General features: G+C 44.5%; 18 protein-coding genes. 4 read left to right on the top strand and 14 right to left on the bottom strand.

The features are described 5' to 3' along the window. Positions 1-62: 62 nt before the first annotated feature. From THMIRH_RS11930 to rlmD, 8 genes are all read right to left on the bottom strand, one after another. A complete protein-coding gene (locus tag THMIRH_RS11930) occupies positions 63-422 on the bottom strand; it encodes a response regulator (protein WP_173292311.1) in 360 nt (119 codons plus the stop codon). A 39-nt stretch (positions 423-461) separates the two neighbouring features. Then, positions 462-1,031 (bottom strand): hypothetical protein, encoded by a 570-nt coding sequence (locus THMIRH_RS11935; RefSeq protein ID WP_173292312.1) that lies wholly within the window; start codon positions 1,029-1,031, stop codon positions 462-464. Between the two features lie 467 nt (positions 1,032-1,498). Further along, positions 1,499-2,107 carry a YigZ family protein gene (locus tag THMIRH_RS11940; RefSeq protein ID WP_173292313.1) on the bottom strand — a complete coding sequence of 203 codons (609 nt, stop codon included), beginning with the start codon at positions 2,105-2,107 and terminating at the stop codon, positions 1,499-1,501. 174 nt (positions 2,108-2,281) lie between these two features. Next, a complete protein-coding gene (locus THMIRH_RS11945; protein ID WP_243831454.1) occupies positions 2,282-3,379 on the bottom strand; it encodes a Fic family protein in 1,098 nt (365 codons plus the stop codon). A 203-nt stretch (positions 3,380-3,582) separates the two neighbouring features. Beyond that, positions 3,583-6,582, bottom strand: a complete 3,000-nt coding sequence (locus THMIRH_RS11950; protein WP_173292314.1) for a methyl-accepting chemotaxis protein — start codon at positions 6,580-6,582, stop codon at positions 3,583-3,585. A gap of 86 nt (positions 6,583-6,668) precedes the next feature. Further along, entirely contained in the window at positions 6,669-9,818 is a 3,150-nt protein-coding gene (locus THMIRH_RS11955; RefSeq protein ID WP_243831455.1) for an efflux RND transporter permease subunit, read from the bottom strand. After that, on the bottom strand, positions 9,815-10,864 hold the full coding sequence (locus tag THMIRH_RS11960; protein ID WP_173292315.1) for an efflux RND transporter periplasmic adaptor subunit: 1,050 nt from the start codon (positions 10,862-10,864) through the stop codon (positions 9,815-9,817). Before THMIRH_RS11960 ends, THMIRH_RS11955 begins: the two co-directional genes overlap by 4 nt. 45 nt (positions 10,865-10,909) lie before the next feature. Beyond that, positions 10,910-12,151, bottom strand: a complete 1,242-nt coding sequence (gene rlmD / locus THMIRH_RS11965; RefSeq protein ID WP_173292316.1) for a 23S rRNA (uracil(1939)-C(5))-methyltransferase RlmD — start codon at positions 12,149-12,151, stop codon at positions 10,910-10,912. Positions 12,152-12,280: 129 nt separating this feature from the next. On the opposite strand from rlmD, the gene THMIRH_RS11970 reads away from it, so the two are divergent. Beyond that, positions 12,281-13,216, top strand: coding sequence for a sensor domain-containing diguanylate cyclase (locus tag THMIRH_RS11970; RefSeq protein ID WP_198415232.1), 936 nt, complete (start codon positions 12,281-12,283; stop codon positions 13,214-13,216). Positions 13,217-13,310: 94 nt separating this feature from the next. Here the strand turns inward: THMIRH_RS11970 and THMIRH_RS11975 are convergent, their stop codons facing one another. The 6 genes from THMIRH_RS11975 to rpmH all read right to left on the bottom strand — a co-directional run bounded on the left by THMIRH_RS11975 (position 13,311) and on the right by rpmH (position 17,884). Then, the gene (locus THMIRH_RS11975) at positions 13,311-13,598 is read right to left on the bottom strand and encodes a hypothetical protein (protein WP_173292318.1); all 288 of its coding nucleotides are present in this window, start codon (positions 13,596-13,598) and stop codon (positions 13,311-13,313) included. 146 nt (positions 13,599-13,744) lie between these two features. Beyond that, the gene (mnmE, locus tag THMIRH_RS11980; protein ID WP_173292319.1) at positions 13,745-15,112 is read right to left on the bottom strand and encodes a tRNA uridine-5-carboxymethylaminomethyl(34) synthesis GTPase MnmE; all 1,368 of its coding nucleotides are present in this window, start codon (positions 15,110-15,112) and stop codon (positions 13,745-13,747) included. A 72-nt stretch (positions 15,113-15,184) separates the two neighbouring features. Then, positions 15,185-15,511, bottom strand: a complete 327-nt coding sequence (locus tag THMIRH_RS11985) for a hypothetical protein (RefSeq protein ID WP_173292320.1) — start codon at positions 15,509-15,511, stop codon at positions 15,185-15,187. A 9-nt stretch (positions 15,512-15,520) separates the two neighbouring features. Further along, complete coding sequence (gene yidC, locus THMIRH_RS11990) at positions 15,521-17,206, bottom strand: membrane protein insertase YidC (protein ID WP_173292321.1); 1,686 nt, start codon at positions 17,204-17,206, stop codon at positions 15,521-15,523. 3 nt (positions 17,207-17,209) lie between these two features. Further along, on the bottom strand, positions 17,210-17,632 hold the full coding sequence (rnpA, locus tag THMIRH_RS11995; RefSeq protein WP_173292322.1) for a ribonuclease P protein component: 423 nt from the start codon (positions 17,630-17,632) through the stop codon (positions 17,210-17,212). Between the two features lie 108 nt (positions 17,633-17,740). After that, positions 17,741-17,884 carry a 50S ribosomal protein L34 gene (rpmH, locus tag THMIRH_RS12000; RefSeq protein WP_173292323.1) on the bottom strand — a complete coding sequence of 48 codons (144 nt, stop codon included), beginning with the start codon at positions 17,882-17,884 and terminating at the stop codon, positions 17,741-17,743. Positions 17,885-18,470: 586 nt separating this feature from the next. On the opposite strand from rpmH, the gene THMIRH_RS12005 reads away from it, so the two are divergent. From THMIRH_RS12005 to THMIRH_RS12080, 3 genes are read left to right on the top strand one after another with little or no spacing between them, the layout of a single operon-like run. Then, positions 18,471-19,655: an efflux RND transporter periplasmic adaptor subunit gene (locus THMIRH_RS12005; protein WP_173292324.1), complete on the top strand. Its 1,185-nt coding sequence runs from the start codon at positions 18,471-18,473 to the stop codon at positions 19,653-19,655. Positions 19,656-19,679: 24 nt separating this feature from the next. After that, a complete protein-coding gene (locus tag THMIRH_RS12010) occupies positions 19,680-23,504 on the top strand; it encodes an efflux RND transporter permease subunit (RefSeq protein WP_173292325.1) in 3,825 nt (1,274 codons plus the stop codon). Beyond that, positions 23,494-23,997 (top strand): hypothetical protein, encoded by a 504-nt coding sequence (locus THMIRH_RS12080; RefSeq protein ID WP_198415233.1) that lies wholly within the window; start codon positions 23,494-23,496, stop codon positions 23,995-23,997. The genes THMIRH_RS12010 and THMIRH_RS12080 overlap by 11 nt, the downstream gene beginning before the upstream one ends. The last annotated feature ends 46 nt before the right edge of the window (positions 23,998-24,043 follow it).

Raw genomic sequence — 24,043 nt, forward strand, 5'->3', positions numbered from 1 at the left:
AGCCTAAAAACCTTAGCTTTTAAGCGAATGTTCTAATAATAACTCTTTTAAAGACGACTTATTTAAATTAAGCGCTCGATAATGCCTAACAGTTTTTCTGGGCTAAAAGGTTTAACCAACCAACCCGTAGCACCCGCTGCTTTGCCTTGACCTTTCATGTCGTCAGACGATTCGGTTGTTAGGCACAAAACTGGGGTAAATTTGTAGTCAGGCAAGCCTCTCAGGGCTTTGACCAACTCAATGCCATTCATATTGGGCATATTAATGTCGGTGATAACGGCATCAAATTGCTGTTGTTGTGCCATGGCAAACGCAATGGCACCATCTGCGGCTTCATGCACTTCATAATTCGCCACCCTCAAGGTCATGCTGACCATTTGCAACATAGATCTTGAATCATCGACGGTGAGTATTTTTTTCATAGACGGTTTCCTGAATGAATTCGATTTAATGGTTTGCGTTTATTTTAAGCTGTTGCAACAGGCTGCCATCCAGGTACGCCAATGGCTATTATGGTGATGCATCTGCTCAATGTTTGATCTTAAATAACCCACGATTTCTTGGCCTATCTCTTGAAAAACTTCAATGAGTTGCTGATTGCTGAGCTCACCACTATACAGTTGATAAGACTGCACCGCGGTTAAAGATTTGCTCAGTTTTTGCACAGCGGTTTGTGTCATCTCGCCGCCCAGCAGCATTAAAGAACGCAGCACTTCAAAGTCGCGAATTTCATTTAAATCGCTGTTTAAAAATTTTGAACCTACCGCACCTAACATATCAGATTCATTTTTTTCAGCACTGCGTTGCAGGATTAATATTTTGTTCAAATGAAAACTTAATAATCCCAGGTAAATGTCTTTAGATTGTTTAGTGCCGTCTTCTTCTAGGTTAAGTTGATCCATAGAAAACACCACGCCCTCTAAATTTTGAAAGTACATTTCAATCACATTCAAAAAATCTTCGCGCTGCTCTGTGTGGTACTTAAACAGTTTAAGCAATTCAAATTGTGGTTCTTTCTCTTGCGCTTGCACAACCTATCCTTACTGTATTTATCGAACTTAGTGAACTTAAGGCAAATTATAAATCATTTAATTTACTTTTGTGCAAAATAATTAAATTATTTTTATGCGCAAGCCCAAATTCAATTTATAAAAGCTTAATTGACGCTAAATAAACAGGCTCAACCCAGTTAAAGATATTTGGAATCTTAAGAAAAGGCGTTAAAAAAGGTCGTTGAGCAGGGAAAAACCCAACAAAAGGCACCTTTAATTGGGGTCAGAGTAAAATTAAAGCAAAAATTTAATGTTACTCTGACCCTAATTTAAAAATTAAGCAGAATATTCGATTTAATCGATTTTGATTAATTTAAGGATTTAAATAAAATGGCGTTATCGGTGAGCTTGCGTAACAGCTCGGTTTGGTGGGTTTCGGGAAAAGACGCCTTAAATGGCGAGTGAAACAAATAGGGCATTGACATCGAATATGTTTACAGACTTTGTTAGCTTGTTGTTCGGTCTTTAAAGATAACTTCAACTGAAAAACCAGCCAGACTCTGGGTAAGCTTAATCTTTGACTTTTCTGGGAGCTTAACCGTTAAAGCAACTTCTGTTTTGTATTGAGCATCAGTAATCTGGCCAGACAAGGATTCAACTAAGCGCCGCAAATGGTTCTCTTCATTAAAAGAGCAAAGCAAAGTCACATCGATTAGCGGTGTGTACTCCTCTGTTTTCAATGCTTGTAAAGCTTTTTGTGCCGACTCTCTGTAGGCTCGAACCAAACCTCCAGCACCTAGGCGAATTCCCCCAAAATATCTCACTGTCACGACCACAACATTACCAATATTGCTGTAGTTAATTTGGCTTAATATCGGCTTTCCTGCGGTTCCACTGGGTTCTCCGTCATCATTACAACCCGAGTTGGTTGAATTATTAGGATCTCCTATTAAATATCCCCAGCAAACATGCCGAGCATCTGGATATTGCGCTCTAAGCTCTAAAACAAAATCCATAGCGTCCTGCCTTGATAAAACCTTTTTGGCCCAGCTAATGAATTTGCTTTTTTTTATCTCAATTTCTTCACAAACGGTGTCAACCGGCTCTAAAAACATAAAACTTCCTAATTCGAACACCTAGATATCAGACTAACTGATCATAAAATTTTGATTGGGTATTTTGGGTTGTTTTTAACATACCAACCAGTCTATGTTAATTTTTTTTGTTTTTATTAACATAAGCTTTGAATGCGTTACTTTTTTCTGATTTTTTTAACATGGCAACTAGAACTATAAGGGTTGGCTCAGTAATTCATAAAAACGCTTGTTGATAAAGAACTTACTATTTCCCACTTGAGTGCTGTGCAGTATGCCAATGTCTTCTAATTGTTTTAAATATTTAGAAGCCGTTTGGCGAGTAATGCTGAGTCTATGTTCGATAAATTCAATCTTGGTATAAGGGTGAACGAATAAAGCCTCTAACAGGTCTTTGGAATAGAGTTTAGTTGAATATTGCTGAATCTCACTGGCTGTTGTCTGCATCTGCTCATCTATTTGATGAATCAGTTGAATGGTTTGATTGGCGGTTTGCTCAATCCCCTCCAACATAAACAACACCCATTCTTCCCAAGTTTGTTCTTTGCGAACACTTTGCAGTAGGCGGTAATAATCGGCTTTATGGGTGGTAATAAAGCGGCTGAGATATAAAATCGGCAGGTCGAGCAATTCAGACAAGACAAGATACAAAATATTCAAAATACGACCCGTGCGACCATTGCCATCATAAAATGGGTGAATGGTCTCAAACTGATGATGAATGACCGCCATTTTGATTAAAGGGTCAATATCGTCTAATTCTGGATTATTGATGTATTGTTCTAGATTACTCAGCGCATTGCGTATGTCGTTTTCCTGTTGTGGTGGGGTAAAAATCACTTCGCCTGTTTGGTCATTTCTAAGCGTTGTACCACCTTGTTTGCGAATGCCGGCATCGTTTTTTTCTAAGATCGATTGAATTTGCACGATGTCTTTAACCAGAAGCAGTTTGTTGTTAGAAACCAAATCAAACCCCTTACGCAGGGCCTCACCATAATGGCGGACTTCTTTGACCGCTTGCGATAAATCACTGGCATCAACACTTGAGCGATAGAGATCATCATGAGTAGTTATGATATTTTCGATTTCGCTGGAGTCTTTGGCTTCTTGAAGCACCAAAGCGTTAATAAGAACCGCTTGATTTGGAATGAGTGCCGTGACACCATTTAATCTGGCTAAGGCAGTATTGGCAGTGATTGCTTTTTTTAAAACGGCTTTGGTTTCTAAGTCTTGTTGCAGAGGCAAGTTTGGAGGAATATAACCCGTAAGTTGATTTACGATTTGTTCTGTCAAATTTCTCTCCTCCAAAAACAAGAAACCCCTCACAGGGCGCTGTTCTCGTCACAGTGGACTTGGGTAGCGGGAGGGGTGTTGTTGCTTAGCATTATAAAACCATCATAAAAGGCCGTAAAATTTTGCTAGAACGCCTAGATATCCGCCAACCAGTCATGCCTATTTTCAGGTTTGAATGGCGGCGGCATTGGCATAAAGCGGACTTAAGCCGCCGTTTGCTCCATTAACTGCCCTAACAATTCAACCACCTTGTCTGATTGCGCATCCAAATCGGTTACGCCTTTTTCTAGGACTTCATAATCGTCTATGCTAAAGGCATCCATAATGGTTTTGATGAGCGCATGCATGGCGGCATGTTCTTCACCCAAAGCTTTCATGGATGGCAAGTGCATCAACGCTTGGCCTTGTGAGCCGTAATACCATTTACCTAAAGCACAAGCGGTATGGTCTATGGCACTTTCATAGGTCACGCCTATGTCTGCGCCATCAATAAAGCTGCGAATTTTGCTCTTCCAGCCTAAATGGGCTTTGACCATGGTGTCAAATTGTTTGGCTAAATCGGATTTGGCCACTAGTTTCTCACGACGACATTTAACGGCTTCAACTGAGTTGGTATTGGGTTTGCAACCCGCTTTAATCAGCTTAGACATGAGTTCTTCTGGTTTAACCGGTTTATGAACGATGTCTTTCATGCCAGATGACATAATGGTTTTTTCAAAATCCGCACCATGACCCGTGTAGGCTAGGATGGGTTTTTGATAACCCGTTTTACGGATAGCTTTGGTTGCCTCTATCCCATTCATCACGGGCATTTCAATATCCATCAAAATAGCCGCCGGATTGTAGCGTTGACATTGGGTAATGGCTTCTCGACCGTTTGCCGCTACTTTGGTGTGATAACCCATTTTGGTCAACAACATCACCGCCACTTTTTGATTGGAGACATTGTCATCCACCACCAAGACCAGATACTGGCTTTCAGCTTGGTCTTGCGTAGCGCGTTGAACCGTTTCGCAATCCCCCAGTTGGAACGAGCCAACCAAGGCATCCATATTTTTAGCCACATCGCCCAAATACTCGGCAAGAGAGGCGTTTTCTAGTACCAGCGTTGAGTTTTCACTGGCTGATTTATCTAAGCTGATAATCGATTGATTCACATCATGAATTTGGCGCGCTTGCTGTTGCGCGTTTTCAGAGATATGACGAATATTGGCGGTCATGTCAGTGACTTGGTTAATGATGGACTCTAAGGATGTCCCGGTGGCTTGAACTTTTTCTGTTCCTTGGGCAATCTTTTCGGCGGTCATGCCAATTAAACCGTTAATCTCTCTCGCAGCATCCGCTGACTTTTGTGCAAGATTTCTCACCTCTCCTGCAACCACGGCAAATCCACGACCATGTTCACCGGCTCTGGCGGCCTCTACCGCTGCATTCAATGCCAAAAGGTTGGTTTGAAAAGCAATACTGTCAATCAAAGTTACAATGCCGGTAATTTTTTGACTCACCTCGGCAATTTCCGCCATAGCGGTGATGGCTTCTTGCATATTGCGATTGCTTTCTTGAACCCCCGCTTCGGTTTGAATGGCCAGCTGATTAGATACCTTAGCTTGTTCGGTGGTTTCGTTTACCTTTTGGGTTAATAGGTTCATGGCTACGGCGGTTTTTTGAAGTTCATCCGCTTGCGCTTTAATAGAGCTGGACAACATCTCGTTACTTTCGGACACATGCTCGGCCGAATGCGACACTTCTTTGGCTTGATTATTAAAGCTACAGAAGGAGGTTCTTAAAGATTCAATCCCTGCGCCCAAACTTTTAATGGTCCAACCATATTGCCCTTGGTGTTGTCTTTGCGCCTTTAGGGTTAAGTTTTTAGCGGGTAAACCACCAATTAGAATCGAGATATCACTGAGGGTGGATTGTAAATTTTGCATTAAGGAGTTGATGTCTAAGCAAAGGTCTTTATAAAAACCGCTTAACTGAGAGGCATCTAAACGGGTATGTAGTTTGCCGTTTCTGGCATCTGATACCAAAGTTTTGATGCTGTTTTGCACAAACAACTCTTGGAAAATATCTTGCCATTCAATCGCCACCCCTAAAGATTTGCCATTGCCATCAAAAATAGGCGTCATAGACAACTGTACTTCAGCGGAATAGAAATTAAACTTAAAGGTTTTAGGCTCTTTTAAGTCTAAACAAGCCATCAGAATATCCATGTCGTTTCTGAATAAGCAGCCGATATTTTTGCCGGTTAATTTTTTCAAATTAAAATCGGGCACATCTTTTTGAATAATGGCTTCAATCGGTTTTAAGAATTCGATTAAGGAGGCATTCATAAATACAATGGTGCCGTTTTGGTCGGACAACATAATGTAGGTTTTTAAATCATCCATACCCGACATCATGCGTTTTGAAAAGCGTGCTTCGACATTGATTTCGTTTTGCTGTGCGGCCAACCGCGTTTGCATGGTTTTTAAACGACGGTTCATGGTGCCAGCGGTATTCGCACCGTGCGTATTGATTTTACCCGTTAAATGGCCATTGGTTAGGTCATCAACCGCTTCAATGGCTTCTTGAATGCGGTGCAAATAATACATGACATGCATGGCCGAAATCAGCGTGAGCACTATCACCGACAGATTTAAAATTTCCGAGTCGATATCGAAGAAATAGGATAAGAATTCATTGGTAATCGCAATGATGGTTGCGGGAATGATCGTAACTAGAGGTGGCCAATGGGCTAGGGGATTGAAACGCGCATAGAGAGAGTCTGGCACACCATGACGCAATTTAACCTTACCTGCCTTAACCGCGGCGTAAGCTGCTTCAGCACCCTTAATTTGCTCACGAGTGGCGGGCATTCTGACACTGATATAGCCGGTAATTTTGCCGGATTCTATAATGGGCGTGGCATTGGCTTCAACCCAATAAAAATCGCCATTCTTACGGCGATTCTTAACAATTTGATTCCAAGGGCGGCCACTTTGAATGGTGCCCCAAAAGTCTGCAAAGACTTGTTCTGGCACATCTGGGTGACGCAGCAAGTTATGCGGTTTACCCACCAGTTCTTCCAGTTCGTAACCACTGGCGGCAACAAACACTTCGTTGGCATAGGTAATGGTGCCTTGCAAATCGGTTTTTGAAACCAGCATTTGCCCTTCTGGAATGACATATTCATTGTTTGTCACTGGCTGATTATTACGCATAACGCTTCCTTCTATCTCTCGGCTCAAAATATAGAAATCACTTTAGCAAAATGGACACCAACTTGCCAAAGTTTTCATGTTTTTGATTATGAAACTATTTTTACCCTAAACCACACCGCATATAACGCTGGTAAAAAAAGCAGCGTTAAGAAGGTGCCCACGCCTATGCCGCCAATCAATACATAAGCCATTGGCCCCCAAAAAGTGGAAGTGGTTAGCGGGATAAACGCCAACATGGCCGCCACCGCTGTTAACACCACCGGACGCGCTCGGCGAATGGTGGCATCAATCACCGCCTCGCTCATGTCTAAACCGTGCTTTAAGTTTTCGTCAATTTGACCGGTTAAAATAAGGGTGTTACGCATCAAAATACCCCCCAAACCAATGAGCCCCAAATTGGCGACAAAACCAAATGGCTGATTAAACAAAATCATCGCCGCCACCGCACCAATCAAACCTAAAGGCGCGGTCACCATCACCATAAACAGACTGCTAAAGGATTTTAAGTACACCATTAACAACAGTGTTAGCACCAATAACATCACGGGCATCATGGCTTGAATAGAGAATTCCCCTTTGGCAGATTCTTCAACCGAACCGCCCACATCAATACGATAACCAAAGGGCAAGGCATCGATTAGCGGCTGCATTTGCGCTTGAATCAGCGCAGTTGCCACAGGCGGTTGAACACCTGGAATGACTTCACTGTTAACCGATAAATACAACTCGCGGTTACGGCGCTCTAAAATGGGTTCTTCAAAATCGACTTCTAATTTGCCCAACTGTTCAAGTGGCAAGCTTTGCCCAGAAGGCGTTTGAATCATCAAACCATTGAGTTGCGCCACTTGAGTGCGCGTGGCTTGGTCGGCTCGCAGAATAACCGCCAAGGTGCGAATGTGATCACGCACCTGCGATACCGCAACCCCTTGCAACTGCGCTTGCAGTTGTTGCGCCACGGCTTGTGGCGTTAAGCCCAATTGTGCCAAGCGCGCATTGTTGAACACCACATTTAAAATAGGCGCTCTTTGTCCCCATTGCAAATGCGGGTCAATCGCAAAATCTTGCTTGGCAATCAATTGGCGAAGGTCTTCGGCTATGCGTCGCAATTCTTGGGCATCGGGCCCGACCACTCTAAAGGTGACTGGCCAAGCCACTGGCGGACCAAACAATAAAGGATGCACGCGCACCCGAGCTTCGGGGAAAGCGCCTTGATTGATGAGGGTTTGCAATTTACTCTGCAAAGCATCTCGAGCATTTTTATCGTGGGTGACCACAATAATTTTGGCAAAAGCTGAATTAGGCATTTCGGGGTTCAGTGCCAAGAAGAAACGCGGCGCACCCTGTCCAATATAAGACGACAAAGATTTCACTTCTTCATGCCCATTAATTAAGGCTTCTAGGCGTTGGGTCACCGCATCGGTCACTTGAATCGCCGTGCCTTCTGGCAGGGTGACATCCACCATGAGCTCAGGGCGATCCGAACTGGGGAAGAATTGTTTGGCCACAAATTTGCCCATGCCCACTGCCGCCAAAACAAACAACAGCAAGGTAATGGCAACCACCACAAACTTATAACGCAAACAGCCGGTAATCACTTGACGCAAAGCCCGGTAGCCTTTCGAGTCATAGACACTTTTATGCACATTTTCGGCTGAATTTTGACCAGGTTTTATGCCCTTTAGGGTGCTGGTTGTTTTTGAATCTAAATTTGGCTTTGGATTAGGATTAGGATTAGGTAATAATTTCACCCCCAAATAAGGCGTAAAGGTCACCGCCACTATCCAGGATGCGATTAAGGTAATGCCTAACACCCAAAAGATGCCGCCGGCATATTCACCCACGCGTGATTGCGCCAAACCGATTGGCAAAAAACCCACCACGGTGACTAAAGTACCCACCAACATCGGGGCAGCGGTTACTGTCCAAGCATAGGCAGCGGCTTTGGCCTTGTCCATGCCCTCTTCCATTTTGACCAGCATCATTTCTATGGCAATAATGGCGTCATCCACCAATAAACCCAGTGAAATAATCAAGGCACCGAGGGTGATGCGGTCAAAGTTAAGGCCATTTAAATACATAAACAAAAAGGTCATGCCCAGCGTTAAAGGCACAGCCAAAGACACAATCAATCCGGCTCTAAAACCTAACGCCAACAAACTGACGACCAAAACCACACCCAAAGCGGTGACAAATTTCAGCTGAAAAGTCGATACCGCACCATGAATGGCATCGGCTTGGTTGGTGACCTTTTCAATTTTTAAGCCCAATGGCAGTTGTTGTTCATAGGCTTTTTCAAAGGATTGCAAGGCCGCCTCAAGTTTTAAACCATCCACCTTAGGTTTCATGACCACACCCACCAACAAAGCCGGTTCGCCTTTATTGCGAATCACATAACTCGGTGGTTCTTCAAAGCCTTGCTTAATCTCAGCGATGTCTTTTAATAAGATTTGTTGAGTGCCTAAAAGCAAAGGCGTATTTTGCAAACGCAGCACATTTTGCTCATGGGCAGACAGATTGAGCTGATCACTTTTTAAACGAATGTATAAGCGCGGCCCTTGGGTTTCGATAAAGCCAGCCGAGGTGACCGCCAGTTGTGCATCAATCGCTTGTTGCACTTGGGTGAGATTTAAACCCATTTGCGAGATGCGCACTGTGTCTAAGTCAATAAATAACTTGGGGGCTTGTTCACCCAACAACGACACTTTTTTAACGCCTTGCACTTGGCGCAGCGCAATTTGCAACTTGTCGGCTTCGCGCACCAGTTTGTCTTGCGGCCAGTTATCTGCCGTTAAACTATAGAGGGTAAAAAAGACATCTTCAAAATCATCATTAAAGACTGGCCCTATCACGCCCTTAGGTAAACGACTCGCTTCATCGCCCAAGCGTTTACGCACTTGGTAATACAGTTCTTGGGTCATGTCCATGGGGGTGTTCTCAGCAAAGGTCACCAATAAATCGACACGACCGGCGCGGGCTTTGGTTTCCACACGATCAAAATACAAAATTTCTTCTAGGCGTTTTTCCAGCGGATCGGCCACCTGGTCTTGCATTTCGGCGGCGGTTGCCCCTGGCCAGGTCGCCGAAACCACCATCGTATTAATGTTAAAAGACGGATCTTCAGCGCGCCCCATGTGCAAAAACGCATAGATACCGGCCAAGGCGACCACGATGATGAAGTAGAGCGTTAATGATTGTTCTTTGACGGCATAGGCAGAAACATTCCAACGATTCATCATTCTGCCGACTCCCGAATGGCCTGACCTTCGTTGAGTTGATGCACCCCTAGGGTGACCATTTTTTCAACCTGACTGAAATCGCCCTGCACCCAAGCCGAACGCTCTGACATTTTAAGCACCTTGACCGGCACACGAGTCACCTTGCTGTCTTTCACCGCCCAAATAGACACAAAGTCGCCTTTTTCATAAATAGCCGTATTGGGAATTTGAATTTGAGTCACGGCGCTGGCAAAACGCAATTGCGCCGTTTGCCCTAAGGCTAAAGAGCTGTCGGCGGGTAAAGTAAAACGAGCTGTCCAAGTGCGGCTGATTGGGTCGGCTTGCGGAGAAACCTCTCGCAAATTCAAGGTTAAGGTTTGTGCGCCCATTTGAAGTTGTGCCTGCTGAGGCAAATCCTTTAAGCGACTTTCTGGTACCTGCACACTGACTTCAAGTGCATCGGCACCCACCCAGGTTGCTAGGGGTGTTCCCGCGGCAACCACTTGACCTTTTTCAGCCGAAATCGCCACAATTTTGCCCAGGCCTGGTGATTTTAAAGCGGCATATGCGAGTTGATTGCGGGTTTGGGTTTCTTGGAGTTGTTGTGCTTTTAAGCGTTCTTGCAACACCGTGAGGGCATTTTTGGCTTGGTCGACATTTTGCTCAGAGGTCAGATTGCGCTGTACCAACTTTTGCAAACGCGCCAATTCCATTTTGGCGTTTTCCAACTCAGACTCAGTGGCGCGGATATTGGCGGAGGTAACCTCTAAGGCCAGGGCAAAGTCGGTCGGATCCAGCTTAAAGAGCACTTGATTAGCTTGCACCGCATCCCCTACTTCCACCAAACGCTCAGCGATTTGACCGCCCACGCGAAAACTGATGGGGGTTTGATAACGCGCCGTGACCACGCCACTCAGCTGCCAGTCAGGCAATTGTGTCGCACCACTTAAAGTTTGGGTTTTTACCAAAGGAACGCTTGGCAACACCTCTGCCGACTCAGTTGACGACTGACAAGCCGCCAGTCCTAACACCCAAAAAGATAGGCCTATCGATTGTATGAATTTCACACGGAACTCCTCAAATCGTTTAACCGGCAAAATGCCGGCTTAACGCTATAATTTAAATATTTTAGATGGTTTTTTCTGTGATTTTTTGGCCGTTTTAACCAACTGCACCATCACCTCTGTGTGCGTCGTGTGCGGGAACATATCGATTAAGTTAGCTTTGCGACACTCATAACCTTGTTTTTCTAACCACTGCACATCGCGAATTAAGGTGGAGGCATTACAAGACACATACACAATGCGCTGGGCATTGAGTTTGCCCAAATGTTGGCAAACTTCTTGTGCACCTTGGCGACCTGGGTCGAGCAAAATCGCATCATAGGTTTGTTTTAAAAACCATTCGCTGCGCAGCTGTTCTTCGAATAAATTGGCTTTAAAAAAGCGTGAATTAGCGATGCCTAAGCGTTCGGCATTGTGTTTAGCCGTTTGTACCAGCGTCAAATCGCCTTCTATACCGGTGACCTGCGCCACCTGTTTGGCTAAAGGTAAGGTAAAGTTGCCCACGCCACAGAACAAATCCAACACTTTATAATCCGGTTTGAGTGACAACCAATCTATGGCTTGCGCCACCATGGCTTCGTTAAGGGAAGCATTGACTTGAATAAACCCTTCGGCAGGAAAATCTAACGACAATCCTTGAATGTCATATTGCCCCAACGCCTCCGTGGGTTCGGTTGCATCGCTGGTCAGGTCAATCGGCACGCCAGACCAAATCACCTTGTTACCCGATTCAACCAAAGTTATTTCCTTGAGATTACGGCTCGCCAAAGTTAATAAGTGCTCACGCTTGGCTTGAATGGCTTGATTTAACGCAGGCGACAACACCGGACATTGCGGTACATCAATCACCTCATTAGACCCTAAGGCACGAAACCCTAAACGAGCTTCTTTATCTGACTTATTGCGTCCCAACACCAAACGGGCGCGGCGGCGATATGCCAAGCCTTCGCCAACGATGGGTTCTAAAATTTCACATTTTTTAAGATTGACCGCTTTGCGTAGCGCATTAAAAAAGTTGAGCGCCTTCCAATGACGCTGGGCGGCTAACTCAAAATGCTGATATTGACAGCCACCACATTCGCCAAACAACGCACAAAAAGGTTCGGCGCGCTGCGCGCTGGGTTCTAGCACTTTAATGAGGTCGGCATTATCAAAGTTCTTTTGCTGTTCGGTAATGCGCACCTGCACCCAATCGCCAGGTACTGCGCCAGATACAAACACGGCTTTGCCGTCATTACGCCCAACGCCACGCCCGTCATGCGACAGGCCTTCAATCTTAAGTTCAATCATGTGTCTTCCCTATTTAGTTGCCTAATTATAGCCAAAACAAAACCTTAATTTCCTTATTCACCTAAGCAAGCTTTGTTAAAATTAAAAACTAATGATCTTCAGCTGGTGGAGTTAAGTAAGATGCAAGTCATGCAAAATGATCTTTTACGTTATAAAACGCTCATTGAAAACCTCAATGCCGCTGTTTTAGTTGAAGATGAAAATCGCACCATTTCTTTGGTTAATCAAACTTTCTGTGACCTTTTTCACATCCCTGCTCCGCCAGAAGCCCTGATGGGCATGGATTGTTCTGAATCTGCTGAGCAATCGAAAAGCCTTTTTAAAGACCCAGAAGCCTTTTTAGCGGGTGTGACCAAGTTGTTAAAAGATCGTGAACCCGTGTTTAACGAAGCCTTAGAAATGCTTGATGGCACCATGCTAGAGCGCGATTACATTCCGATTTTTGATGACAAAATCTATCTTGGACATCTTTGGGTTTACAAAGATTTAACCCCACATTACAAACTTGAACATCAACTCACCGAAGCACGCAATGCCTTGGCTGCCCTAAGTTTGACCGACCCCTTAACGCAATTAGGCAATCGACGCTATATTGATTCTACGCTGGAATTTCAAATGGCTTTGGCGCAACGACTGGGTCGTTCGTTGAGTTTTGTGATGATTGATTTAGATGATTTTAAACAGGTCAATGACACCTATGGTCATCAAAAAGGCGATGCGGTTCTGCAGGCGTTTACCGAGTTTTTAAGCGCGCACCTCAGAAAAACCGATTTTTTGGGTCGTTTAGGGGGTGAAGAGTTTGTGATGATTTTGCCAGATACCTCTGCGATGACCACCTCAGAGCTGATTGATAAACTGCTTATTAAATTACAAAACCGGACACTGGCCGACCTCAAAATTACTTTCAGTGCCGGCATTACCGAATTACCACCCAATATGCCCATCTCAAGCCACGCCAGCGGCATCAATGAAATCATTCATTTTGCCGATACCGCCATGTACGAAGCTAAATCCTTAGGCAAAAACCAATGGGTAGTGAAAACTTTCCAGTCGATTGAACATTAAATCATCTTATCCCTAATCCCGCTTATGCCAACCAGGTTTGTTTAACAAACCTTGTTGGTATGGCATAGATTGGAAAGCTTTTGTTTATTGAGCTTTATTGAGCGTAAGGTAAAACGGGCTGTTCGGTTTTTTGATATTGGTTTTTCTTTTGCGCTTGCGTTTGAGTCGCTGTACCATTTTCGTTTTTTGTACCTTTGTACTGGTTTTGTTTGCCAGATCCGCTACCATCACCGCCTCCGCCATTTGCACCCTTGTATTGATACTGGTGCTGACTGCCTGAGCCACTGCCATTTCCGGCGCCATTACCTCCACCGTTGCCAGCCATGACTGGATTAATAACGAATAAAGATGCGACTACAAGGCTTAGAGTGAGGGTTTTCATTTTTGTTATCTCCTTAATGCGGCCATTCAATTGACGACCAAACACAGTTTACAACAAAAACCTGAACCCAAACTGAATAAATGTAATATTTTTACATTTATAGGTAAAGCATAATTTAACCCTCAAGCACCGACCTACCAGCGGATTTATTTTCCAATACAGAAAGAAGTGAAAATTCGACCTAATAAATCATCTGAGGTAAATTGCCCAGTGATTTCCGACAAGGCTTGTTGCGCTTGGCGTAAATCTTCAGCCAGCAACTCGCCTGCAGCATAAACCTCTAACTGCTGCTGACCATTCTCAACTAAGGCTAAGGCTTGTTCTAGGGCTTCAAGGTGACGCTTGCGTGCCATAAAAACGCCTTCTTGCGTTTGCGCAAAGCCCATCTCGGTTTTCAAATGGTCTTTGAGTAAATCCAATCCCAAACGGTGTTTTGCCGACATCCACAACTCAGCCTGCAAGCCATTTTTGCCGTCAATTTTAACCAGGCCTGGTTGTTTTTGAATCAAATCAATCTTGTTGTGGATCAAAGTAACCGGAATATGTGCGGGCATTTTGTCCAAAATGGCTTGGTCTTCTGGGTGGATATTTTCATCCGCCTGCACCATCACCAAAATACGGTCAGCATTTTCAATCGCGGCCCAGGCGCGGGCAATGCCAATTTGTTCCACCGCATCGGTGGCATCGCGTAGCCCTGCGGTATCTAAAATATGTAAGGGCATGCCATCAATTTGAATTTCTTCTTTGACAATGTCCCGCGTCGTGCCGGCTATGTCGGTGACGATGGCGGATTCTTTGCCCGACAACGCATTGAGCAAACTGGATTTGCCCGCATTGGGTCGACCCAAAATCACCACCGACATCCCTTCTCGTAACAACACGCCTTGTTGTGCCGAGGCAAATACGCGATGTAATTGCTCCAAAATGTGTTGCAGCTGTCCAGCCACTTTGCCGTCTGATAAAAAGTCGATTTCTTCTTCTGGAAAATCAATCGCCGCTTCCACATAAATACGCAGGGCGATGAGTTGCTCGACCAAGTCATTCACCTGTGCTGAAAACTCACCTTGTAAGGATTTTAAAGCTGACTTAGCGGCTTGCTGAGAAGATGCATCAATTAAATCAGCAATGGCTTCGGCTTGCGCCAAATCGAGTTTGTCATTTAAGAAGGCTTGTTGTGAAAACTCTCCCGGCTTGGCTAGGCGTGCGCCCAATTTTACCGTGGCTTCTAAAACCCATTGCAAGACTATCGGCCCACCATGCCCTTGAAACTCAATGACATCTTCACCGGTAAAGGAATGCGGATTTGGAAAATACAGGGCGATGCCTTGGTCCAGCACTTCGCCACTGGCGCTGTAAAAATTGCCATAGTGTGCATAACGCGGGCGCGGCGTTTTGCGCAACATGGCTTCGGCAATGCTCAAACTTTTAGGGCCAGACACGCGTACTATGCCAACCCCGCCTCGACCTGGCGCGGTGGCTATGGCGGCAATGGTGTCTTGATTGCGAAATTCCATTTGATCCTTCCTTGTGCCTTAGCTGTAAACAAAAAACGCCCAATTAAGGGCGTTTATGAACTTTGTATTGGATTAAGCGACTGTTTGGTAAACAGTGGTTTTGATATCCTTAACAAATCCCTTAGCTTCATAAGCGGCTTTGGTTTTTTCCAATTGCGCTTTTGAGCTAAAGGTCATTTCTTCTGCATCTCCATTAATACTGAATGACAACACATAAAGCGGTGTTGTTTCAATATCCGCAGCAGAAACACCTGACTGAGTCGGCGATGCTGACGCGTCTAATGACAGATATCCAGTCGCTGTTTTGTAACAAACTGGCGTTTGCTCGTCCATCACAATATACTCAACCTTGCCATACATGGGGTGGTCAGTACCGAGTTTTTCATAAGATAAATGCATGATTCACTCCTAAGCTTTTTTAGGGGCTGGATCTTCTTCGCCCGCTTCAATTTTTTTAGTGATGTACCACTGTTGTGCCACCGATAAAATGTTGTTAACTACCCAGTAAAGGACCAAACCTGCTGGGAAGAACATGAAGAATACGGTAAAGATAAACGGTAAGAACTTCATCACTTTCTGCTGCATTTCATCCATCATGGCTGACGGGTTTAACTGCTGCTGAATGTACATGGTGACACCCATAATGACCGGCAAGATGTAATAAGGGTCTTTGGCAGACAAATCGGTAATCCACCACATCCACTCGGCTTGACGCATTTCGGCTGAGTAAAGAACAACCCAGTAAAGTGCGATGAAGACCGGCATCTGAACCAAAATCGGTAAACAACCACCTAATGGATTGATTTTTTCTTCACGATACAATTCCATCATTTTTTTCTGGAAAGTTGCTTTATCATCGCCATAACGCTCTTTTAAAGTTGCTAGTTTAGGCGAGAACTTTTTCATTTTAGCCATAGAACGATAAGAGGTTTCTGACAATTTATAGAACAGAATTTTAATCACCAGCGTCAGCGCAATGATTGACCAACCCCAGTTACCTAGGAAAGAATGAATTAACTCTAGCAACCAGAAAATAGGTTCCGCAATAAAAGTTAATACCCCATAGTCCACTGTCAATTCCAAACCAGGCGCAATTTCTTCTAGCTTGTCTTGGATGATCGGGCCCATGTAAATTTGTGAACTCAAAACCCCTTGTTGACCAGCAGCAACCGTGACCATCGGTTCAACAACACCAGCCGCATAACGCCCCTCAGACAGAGGTTTGATAAAGAAGTTGTTTTGTGCTGCCTGACTTGGAATGATCGCCGCCATAAAATAATGCTGAATCATCGCTGTCCAACCACCCAAAGCGTTATAGCTTGGAATGGCCATCTTATCTAGATCATCAAAAGCATGTTTGGTGTATTTGCTTTCGGCATTCGGATCATAAAGCACAGGGCCTGTGTAGGTATACATCATGGCATTGTGATCAGGGTCAAATGGCGTGCGCACCAATTGCGAATATAAACTACCTGCCCAGCTTTGCTCTGTTTGGTTTTGAACCTTAAAGTCTAAACCAACCAAATACTCGCCCTTTTTGAAGGTATAAGTTTTGGTAATGGTCACACCATTTTCAGACCAAGTGAGCGGAACGCTGAGCGTATCACCACTCATCACATATTCTGTGGCTTCTGCCTTAAAGGCTGATTTATGGGTGGGTGCTGTTAAGGTTGCATCCGGTTGCACGGCAATCCCGTTTTGTGCAATATATGTCAAGCCACCTGGTTGATCAGCCATTAATTGGAAAGACTGGGTTTTGTCTGCGGTGGCATGATATTGCAACAGTTTTGTGCTACGAATATCACCACCTTGAGTATCGATTTCGATATCCAATACATCGGTAACCACATGAATACGCTGGCCTTGAGCCAAAGTAGATTGTAATTGTGGAACACTGCCTTCGGCCACCGGTGCATGGGCAGTCGGAACGCTAATATCTGCGGCATTATTAACGCCAGGCACAGCTGAAACAGCTGCCGAGTTAGTTGAAGGCTGCGCAGCCGGCGGCTGAGGGGCGGTAAACTTCATCCACTCTAGCCAAATCCACATCAGGGTAAAGGCTAAAGCCAGCCACCAAAAAGATCTCATATTCATGGGTTACTTCTCTTTTACTTCTGTCAACGACAAGGACGGCTTATCTTTTAAGCCACTGCGTTTAATTTGTCTAATTAAATGTAAAAAACTCTGATTTAGGGTTTCGTTATCCACTTCTTGCATTTTATGGCGACCCAAAACGACAATATCATACCCGCTTAAGGCTTTGCTATGTTGACGAAATGCCTCTCGAGCCAGTCTTTTTACCCGATTACGCCAAACGGCTTTAGCCAACTGTTTTTTGGCAATGGCTAATCCTAATCGCGGATGCAACAAATCATTCGGACGAACGATAAAGGTCCAATGACGATTGGTAAATTTTTCAGCTTGAGCAAAAACGAACTTAAACTCGTTGGGAGTCAGTAGTCTTGAAGATTTGGGGAAAGAATTGGATAAATCTTGATGAGTCTGATTGGCTGGATTCATTGGTGATTCATGAATGGTTGGCTTTCAATCAATCTCATCAGATTTAAAAGTTTGAAATGACGGAATGCTGACGACAATAATGGAATCAATGAGAACATTGATTCGAAATTATTTGTCAGACACTGTCAATCTTTTACGGCCTTTAGCACGACGAGCGGCTAAAACTTTACGACCATTTTTAGTGGCCATACGAGCACGGAAACCATGAGTACGCGCACGCTTGATTACGCTTGGTTGGAATGTTCTTTTCATGACATCAATCCTTAATATAGTCTTCCAAAAGTGGAAAAGCGGGAATTATAATGATTTTTTAAAATAAAAACAACACACTAACTGAAAATTACTCAATATCTCTCGCTCTTTTTTTAATAAGACGCTATGCAAACCTCATTTTAAGCCCGTTAAAAACTTTCTTTATGTGGCAAAAACCTGACTAAATTCAGCACTTAACCCAACTTCAGCAAGACATAATCTAAGGTAAATATAAAACTTATTACGCCATAAATAAGGTTCTTTTGCCTAGGAATAAATCAGTGTCTTTTGGGTCATAAAATTTTAAAATATCATGGTTTAATAATATAACTATATAATTATTTACTAATATAATCAATAACTTATGTTTGTATAGATAATTTTTAACCTTCCTCATAAGTTTTATTTGTTAGCCATAAAAAGGTTTGTTTTGTATTTCATTTGCCCATTCCAGTAAAGTGGTACAGCTTCTTCAAAAGCGCTTCAACTACTGAAGATTCTCTTTTACGCAATGACAAAATTAGAAACGCGTAAAAGTTGAAAACCGCCATTGGATAAATATTGGCTTTAAAGGAAATACAAACTCATGATTCGTCGAAGAATTAACCCGATTTTATTTGCTCTCATGCTTGGCCCCAGCTTGTTACCGTCTTCTCAAGCCTTCGCCGAAGACATTAAAACAGAAGTTGTCCAGTCAGCGGTCTATGATCGTTTTGTATCGCTTGGCGGCACAGTCATCCCTTTTAAAGAAGTCACCATTACCGCCCAGCAAGCAGGTCAAATTAATTATATTGCAGGTATTGAAGGCGACAACTTTAAAGCTGGCGCGTTATTAATCTCTACCGATGATGACATTTTGCGCGCTCAACGCAATGCCGCCTTAGCGCAATGGCAACAAGCCTCTTATGCCTTTCAAAATGCCACCACCCAATATAACCGTGAGCTTTGGAGCCCCTCCAATGAAAAATCTATGCCCGGCATGGCTTTGCCTGGTTTAATGGATCAAATGTTTACCAAGCCCATGGGGAATGCCATAGGCGTGGGTGACGACAAAGTTGATCGCCGTGCTAATGAATTGGGCGCTTTAAGCAAGGTGAAAGAAGCGCAAGCGCAAATGAATCAGATCAAAGCGCGTATTGATGAAATTGATGTGCGTCTGTCTGACACCAAATCAACCGCACCTTTTGACGGCGTGATTGTTAAAAAAATGGTTGAAGCCGGCGATAGCGTGCAACCTGGACAACCCTTAATGGTTTTTGCCAAAAGCAATCACTTAAGTGTTGCGGTACATGTACCCGTCAACTTAATGATGAGCATTCAAAAGGGCGCTATTTTTGATGCCCGCTTGGCAGACAAACGCCCTATCCAAGTGCGTGTTGCACAAGTTTTTCCGGTGGCGAACAACCAGCAACATACGGTTTTGGTGAAGTTTGATTTACCGATAGGGGCGCCAGCAGCCCCTGGTATGTATGCTGAAGTTGCGGTACAAAATGCCTCTTCACAAAATCAGGCTTTCCCTGTCATCCCTAAATCTGCCATGGTCAAACGCGGTAGCCTGCCGACGGTATTTACGGTTAATGAGAAAAACAATCAAGTTGAAATGAAAATTGTTCGATTGGGTAAGGCTGCTCAAAACGGCTACTTCATTGTGCTTTCAGGCATCTCCGCTAATGAAAGAATTATCGTAAACCCGCCCTCTAATATTGTTTCTGGATGGATTCTCAACAATGGCAAGTTATCGCCACCTAATAAAACCAACCAAGAACTTTAATAACCGCTAGAGCTAGGCAAAAAAATGACACAACCCAATCAAACGCAAAATGCTTTGCCAGAAGAATCGGCATCTAAGCACGATATTGCAGGCAACACTGCCAAAAGTTATATCAACTCACCGATTACCCCTTTGTTTATTATTGTTGGGTTCGTGATTGGTATTATGGGTATTTTATTTACCCCAAGACAAGAAGACCCTCAAATCTCTGTGCCGATGGTCGATGTCATGGTGCAATATCCAGGCGCCTCTAATAAACAAGTTGAAGCCCTAGTCTCTGAACCTTTGGAGCGATTGTTTAAAGAAATTAAAGGCGTTGAGCATGTTTATTCGGCTTCTGACAGAGGTCAATCCATTATCACTGTGCAGTTTTTGGTCGGTGAAAATATGGAAGACGCGCTGGTTAATGTCTATAACAAAATGGCCTCCAACCTAGACCATATGCCTGAAGGGGTTTTGCAACCTGTTATCAAACCCAAAGGGGCGGATGAAGTACCAGTCGTCACCTTTACGCTGTCATCCAAAACCCTAGAAAGCACCCAGTTACGACTTTTAGGATTTGATGTCTTACAGGCAATTGCATCGATTGATCATGCCGCACAAGGGTTTGTGGTGGGTGGCGACCCAACGGAAATCAAAGTAGAAATTGATCCTGAAAAAATTGCAGGTTATGGCATTTCTTTAACCCAAATTGGGCAAGCTATTCGAGCAGCCAATGCCGAGTCCAGTGCGGGTGAACTGTCGGCTTGGCAACAAAAATACCTTGTTTATACCGGGGACTTTCTTACCTCTGCCGATGATATTAACGATTTAATTGTCGGTGTAAAAGACAAAGCACCGGTGTTTGTTAGAGATGTGGCTACGGTTACCGAAGGCGCAAAAGATGCCACCAACCTAGTTCGCTTTTACACCGGCCCTGCTAACAAAAGCACTTATGTTGCCCCAGAAGGCGAAAATGCCATCACCGTTGCTTTGGCAAAACAGCCAGGCGCTAACGGGGTGAGCGTTGCCAATGATGCCATTTCGCGTTTAACCGAGCTTAAGGGCACTTTAATTCCTGATGATGTTCATATAGCCATTACGCGTAACTATGGCAAAACTGCCAACGACAAAGTGAACGAGCTGATTTTTAAACTGTTCATTGCCACAGGTTCTGTCACGCTTTTAATCTGGTTCTTCTTGGGTTGGCGTGCGGCTGCGGTGGTCGCGATAGTCATTCCAATTGTTATTTTATCGACCGTATTTGCTGCCTGGATGATGGGGCTAACGATTGACCGAGTCAGTTTATTTGCACTGATCTTCTCAATCGGGATTTTGGTTGATGATGCGGTGGTGGTGCTCGAAAACATCTATCGTCGCTGGCTAATGGACTCTGACACGGGAGTTAATGTGACCGTTGATGCCGTTTCTGAAGTGGGCAACCCTACCATTATTGCAACCTTTGCCGTCATTGCAGCTTTGATGCCAATGGCATTTGTCAGCGGCATGATGGGACCTTACATGGCACCCATCCCAGCACTGGGTTCAGTGGCGATGGTGATTTCATTATTTGCCGCCTTTGCGTTTACCCCTTGGTTAGCGCAACGCATGAAGCCAAAAATGGAATCACTCAAAGCCGCTGAAGAAAAAGAACATGAACAAAGCGAACGACTAGGTCGTTTCTTTGAAAAACTCTTAGGCAGCTTACTGGTTGAAAAAGTTAAGGGCTGGGGTTTATTGCTTGCCATCATTACCGCATTTGCGCTGGCTGTTTATTTGGTTTACAGCACGATGGTTCCGGTAAAGTTACTGCCTTATGACAACAAACCAGATTTCAGCGTGGTGATTAACTTCCCAGAAGGTACGGACTTAACCATCACAGCAAACTTAACGCACAAGCTGGCAAAAACTTTGCAAGAAGAAGTGCCTGAAATCACCACCATGGAAACCTATGTGGGCACCCCCGCCCCCTTCGATTTTAATGGCTTGGTTAGACACTATTATCTGCGTAACTTTGTGTGGAACAGTGATATTCAAGTTCACCTAAGCGATAAGTCAGAACGCCATCGTTCTAGCCATCAGGTTGCAGAGAGCATTCGCGCTAAATTAACGGAAATTGCGCATCAAGCAGGTGCCAAAGTGCAAATCGTTGAAATGCCTCCTGGGCCACCTGTATTGCAATCCATTGTTGCCGAAATCTATGGGCCTGATGAAGCAACTCGCAATGCCACTGCTGAAAAAGTCACCCAAATTTTTGAGCAAGCAGAAATGGTCGTCGATGTTGATAACTTCATCACCGAACCTCATGACACCTGGCGTTTTGTCATCGATAAACAAAAAGCCATGGAAAGCGGTATCAGTGTATCCACCATCAACCAAACCGTTGAAATGGCGATGGGTGGTTTCAAATTAGGCGATGTAAAACAAGGCTTTAAACGCGGCGAACCCACCTTTATCGTGTTACAAGCCCCGCAAATGGTTAGAGCAGAGTTTGCTCGCATAGGTCAAATTCCGGTGCAGAGTGAACTCGGTATCCTTGTTCCGCTTAATGAACTTGGGCGCTTCATTATCGAAAGACAGCAAACGGTGCTTTATCACAAAGATTTAACACCTGTGCAATATGTCACTGCCACTGGACAAGGTCGCTTAGGAGCGCCCATTTACGGGATGTTGGATATTCAAGAGCTGATGGATCAATCTCCTGAACTCAATGGTCTGAACAGTAACTTTGTGTTTGTGCCTAATGGCTTAACCGAAGTTGGCATGATGTGGGCAGGTGAGTGGACCGTTACTTACCAAACCTTCCGCGACATGGGTCTGGCATTTGGTGTGGCGCTACTCATTATCTATATGCTGGTGGTCTGGGAATTCCGTAACTTTTTAATTCCACTCATTGTTATGGCACCCATTCCCTTAACCATTATTGGTATTGCACCTGGACATTGGATTATGGGCGCTGAGTTTACCGCAACATCGATGATTGGCTTTATTGCACTGGCAGGGATTATTGTGCGTAACTCGATTTTATTGGTGGATTTTTCGCGCCAAGAAATTGCCAAAGGTGTAGCGATTACCGATGCCGTGATTTTTGCCTGTAAAGCCAGAACTCGCCCTATCATCATTACGGCAGCCGCATTGGTGTTAGGCTCAAGCGTCATCTTGTTTGACCCAATTTTCCAAGGCATGGCCATCTCGCTGATTTTCGGGATTTTAGTGGCCACTCTATTAACACTAGTCGTTATTCCACTGGGATGCGTGTCCGGTCGTGCTGCTTTCTGTGCATCGCCCTCAAATTACACCGCAGAGATGGGTGCTCATGTGTGTGGCTTAAAAACCCCTGAAATTGAAGAAGCCACCATCCATCCCCGCATGAAGTTGGTTTTTGCCAAAACCGCTATCGACCCATTTAATCCGATGGCCATGGTTAAGCAAGCACCCAAAGCGGTGGCTTTAGCTGAAGAAAGTTTTGATGAACCCAAAAAAGCCGCGGTGGTGGTTAAAAAAGTTGAAGTGACTGAAACTCCGCAAGTCATCGCAGAACCCGAAACACCCGCAGCTGAACCTGAAATGAAGGTAGAAGAACCTGAAGTGGTGGCAGAAGAATCTAAAGCGGTGGTAGAAGAACCCAAGGTGGTTAAAAAGCCGGCTGTTCGTCGTACTCGTAAGCCTGCAGCACCCAAAAAAGGTGCAACCCCTGAGGCCAGCGTGACTGAAGAAGCTCCTGCTGTTAAAACCCCAGCAGCCACAGAAACCGCACCCAAAACATCTGAACCTGAAGTTCAGCAGAGCGCACCCGTAGAACCCGTCGCACCGCGTGGGCGCAAAAAAAGAGGCATTCAACTAAAGGATTTAAATGAAGATGAAAAATAAACCAACGCAAAAATTAATACACGCTTGTTTAGTGGGTGGATTATTGATGGGTATGAGTCAGGCTAATGCGCAAAATTGGCCTCAGTCAGAAGACACTTATCGCTCTACGCAACAGTCACCGCAATGGATTGAACAGAAAGCCGCACCAAGCGTGCAACAAAATACTGCACCCATGACGCAACAAGCGCCAGCACCCCAATTCTATGGACAACCTATGCCTTATGGCTATGGCGCCCCTATGAATGGATATCCAGGTTACCCCGCACCCGCTTATGGCGGCTATGGTTACCCCGGATATCCGGTTAACAACGGATATGGCTCACCGCAAGGATGGAATAACGGCCCAAGACCGCCATTCTTTGGAAACAATGGGTTTGGACCTTGGAACGGTTCCAATTTTCCGCAAATGCCCGATATGGGCAATATGCCGAATATGGAAATGCCAAGTCCCAGCTTCACGTTTCCGACGATGAACATGCCCTTTTGGAACTGAGTTAAAGGATTAACTCAAATCGTTTGAGAAGAGATCCTACCCTCTT

Origin of the sequence: Thiosulfativibrio zosterae (assembly GCF_011398155.1) — a bacterium.
GTDB lineage: Bacteria > Pseudomonadota > Gammaproteobacteria > Thiomicrospirales > Thiomicrospiraceae > Thiosulfativibrio > Thiosulfativibrio zosterae.

What these genes read in the sequence shown, in the direction of transcription:
- THMIRH_RS11930 (WP_173292311.1), bottom strand. Translation starts at nt 422, where the DNA reads ATGAAAAAAATACTCACCGTCGATGATTCAAGATCTATGTTGCAAATG.
- THMIRH_RS11940 (WP_173292313.1), bottom strand. Translation starts at nt 2,107, where the DNA reads ATGTTTTTAGAGCCGGTTGACACCGTTTGTGAAGAAATTGAGATAAAA.
- THMIRH_RS11950 (WP_173292314.1), bottom strand. Translation starts at nt 6,582, where the DNA reads ATGCGTAATAATCAGCCAGTGACAAACAATGAATATGTCATTCCAGAA.
- THMIRH_RS11955 (WP_243831455.1), bottom strand. Translation starts at nt 9,818, where the DNA reads ATGATGAATCGTTGGAATGTTTCTGCCTATGCCGTCAAAGAACAATCA.
- rlmD (WP_173292316.1), bottom strand. Translation starts at nt 12,151, where the DNA reads ATGATTGAACTTAAGATTGAAGGCCTGTCGCATGACGGGCGTGGCGTT.
- THMIRH_RS11970 (WP_198415232.1), top strand. Translation starts at nt 12,281, where the DNA reads ATGCAAAATGATCTTTTACGTTATAAAACGCTCATTGAAAACCTCAAT.
- THMIRH_RS11975 (WP_173292318.1), bottom strand. Translation starts at nt 13,598, where the DNA reads ATGAAAACCCTCACTCTAAGCCTTGTAGTCGCATCTTTATTCGTTATT.
- mnmE (WP_173292319.1), bottom strand. Translation starts at nt 15,112, where the DNA reads ATGGAATTTCGCAATCAAGACACCATTGCCGCCATAGCCACCGCGCCA.
- THMIRH_RS11985 (WP_173292320.1), bottom strand. Translation starts at nt 15,511, where the DNA reads ATGCATTTATCTTATGAAAAACTCGGTACTGACCACCCCATGTATGGC.
- yidC (WP_173292321.1), bottom strand. Translation starts at nt 17,206, where the DNA reads ATGAATATGAGATCTTTTTGGTGGCTGGCTTTAGCCTTTACCCTGATG.
- rnpA (WP_173292322.1), bottom strand. Translation starts at nt 17,632, where the DNA reads ATGAATCCAGCCAATCAGACTCATCAAGATTTATCCAATTCTTTCCCC.
- rpmH (WP_173292323.1), bottom strand. Translation starts at nt 17,884, where the DNA reads ATGAAAAGAACATTCCAACCAAGCGTAATCAAGCGTGCGCGTACTCAT.
- THMIRH_RS12005 (WP_173292324.1), top strand. Translation starts at nt 18,471, where the DNA reads ATGATTCGTCGAAGAATTAACCCGATTTTATTTGCTCTCATGCTTGGC.
- THMIRH_RS12010 (WP_173292325.1), top strand. Translation starts at nt 19,680, where the DNA reads ATGACACAACCCAATCAAACGCAAAATGCTTTGCCAGAAGAATCGGCA.
- THMIRH_RS12080 (WP_198415233.1), top strand. Translation starts at nt 23,494, where the DNA reads ATGAAAAATAAACCAACGCAAAAATTAATACACGCTTGTTTAGTGGGT.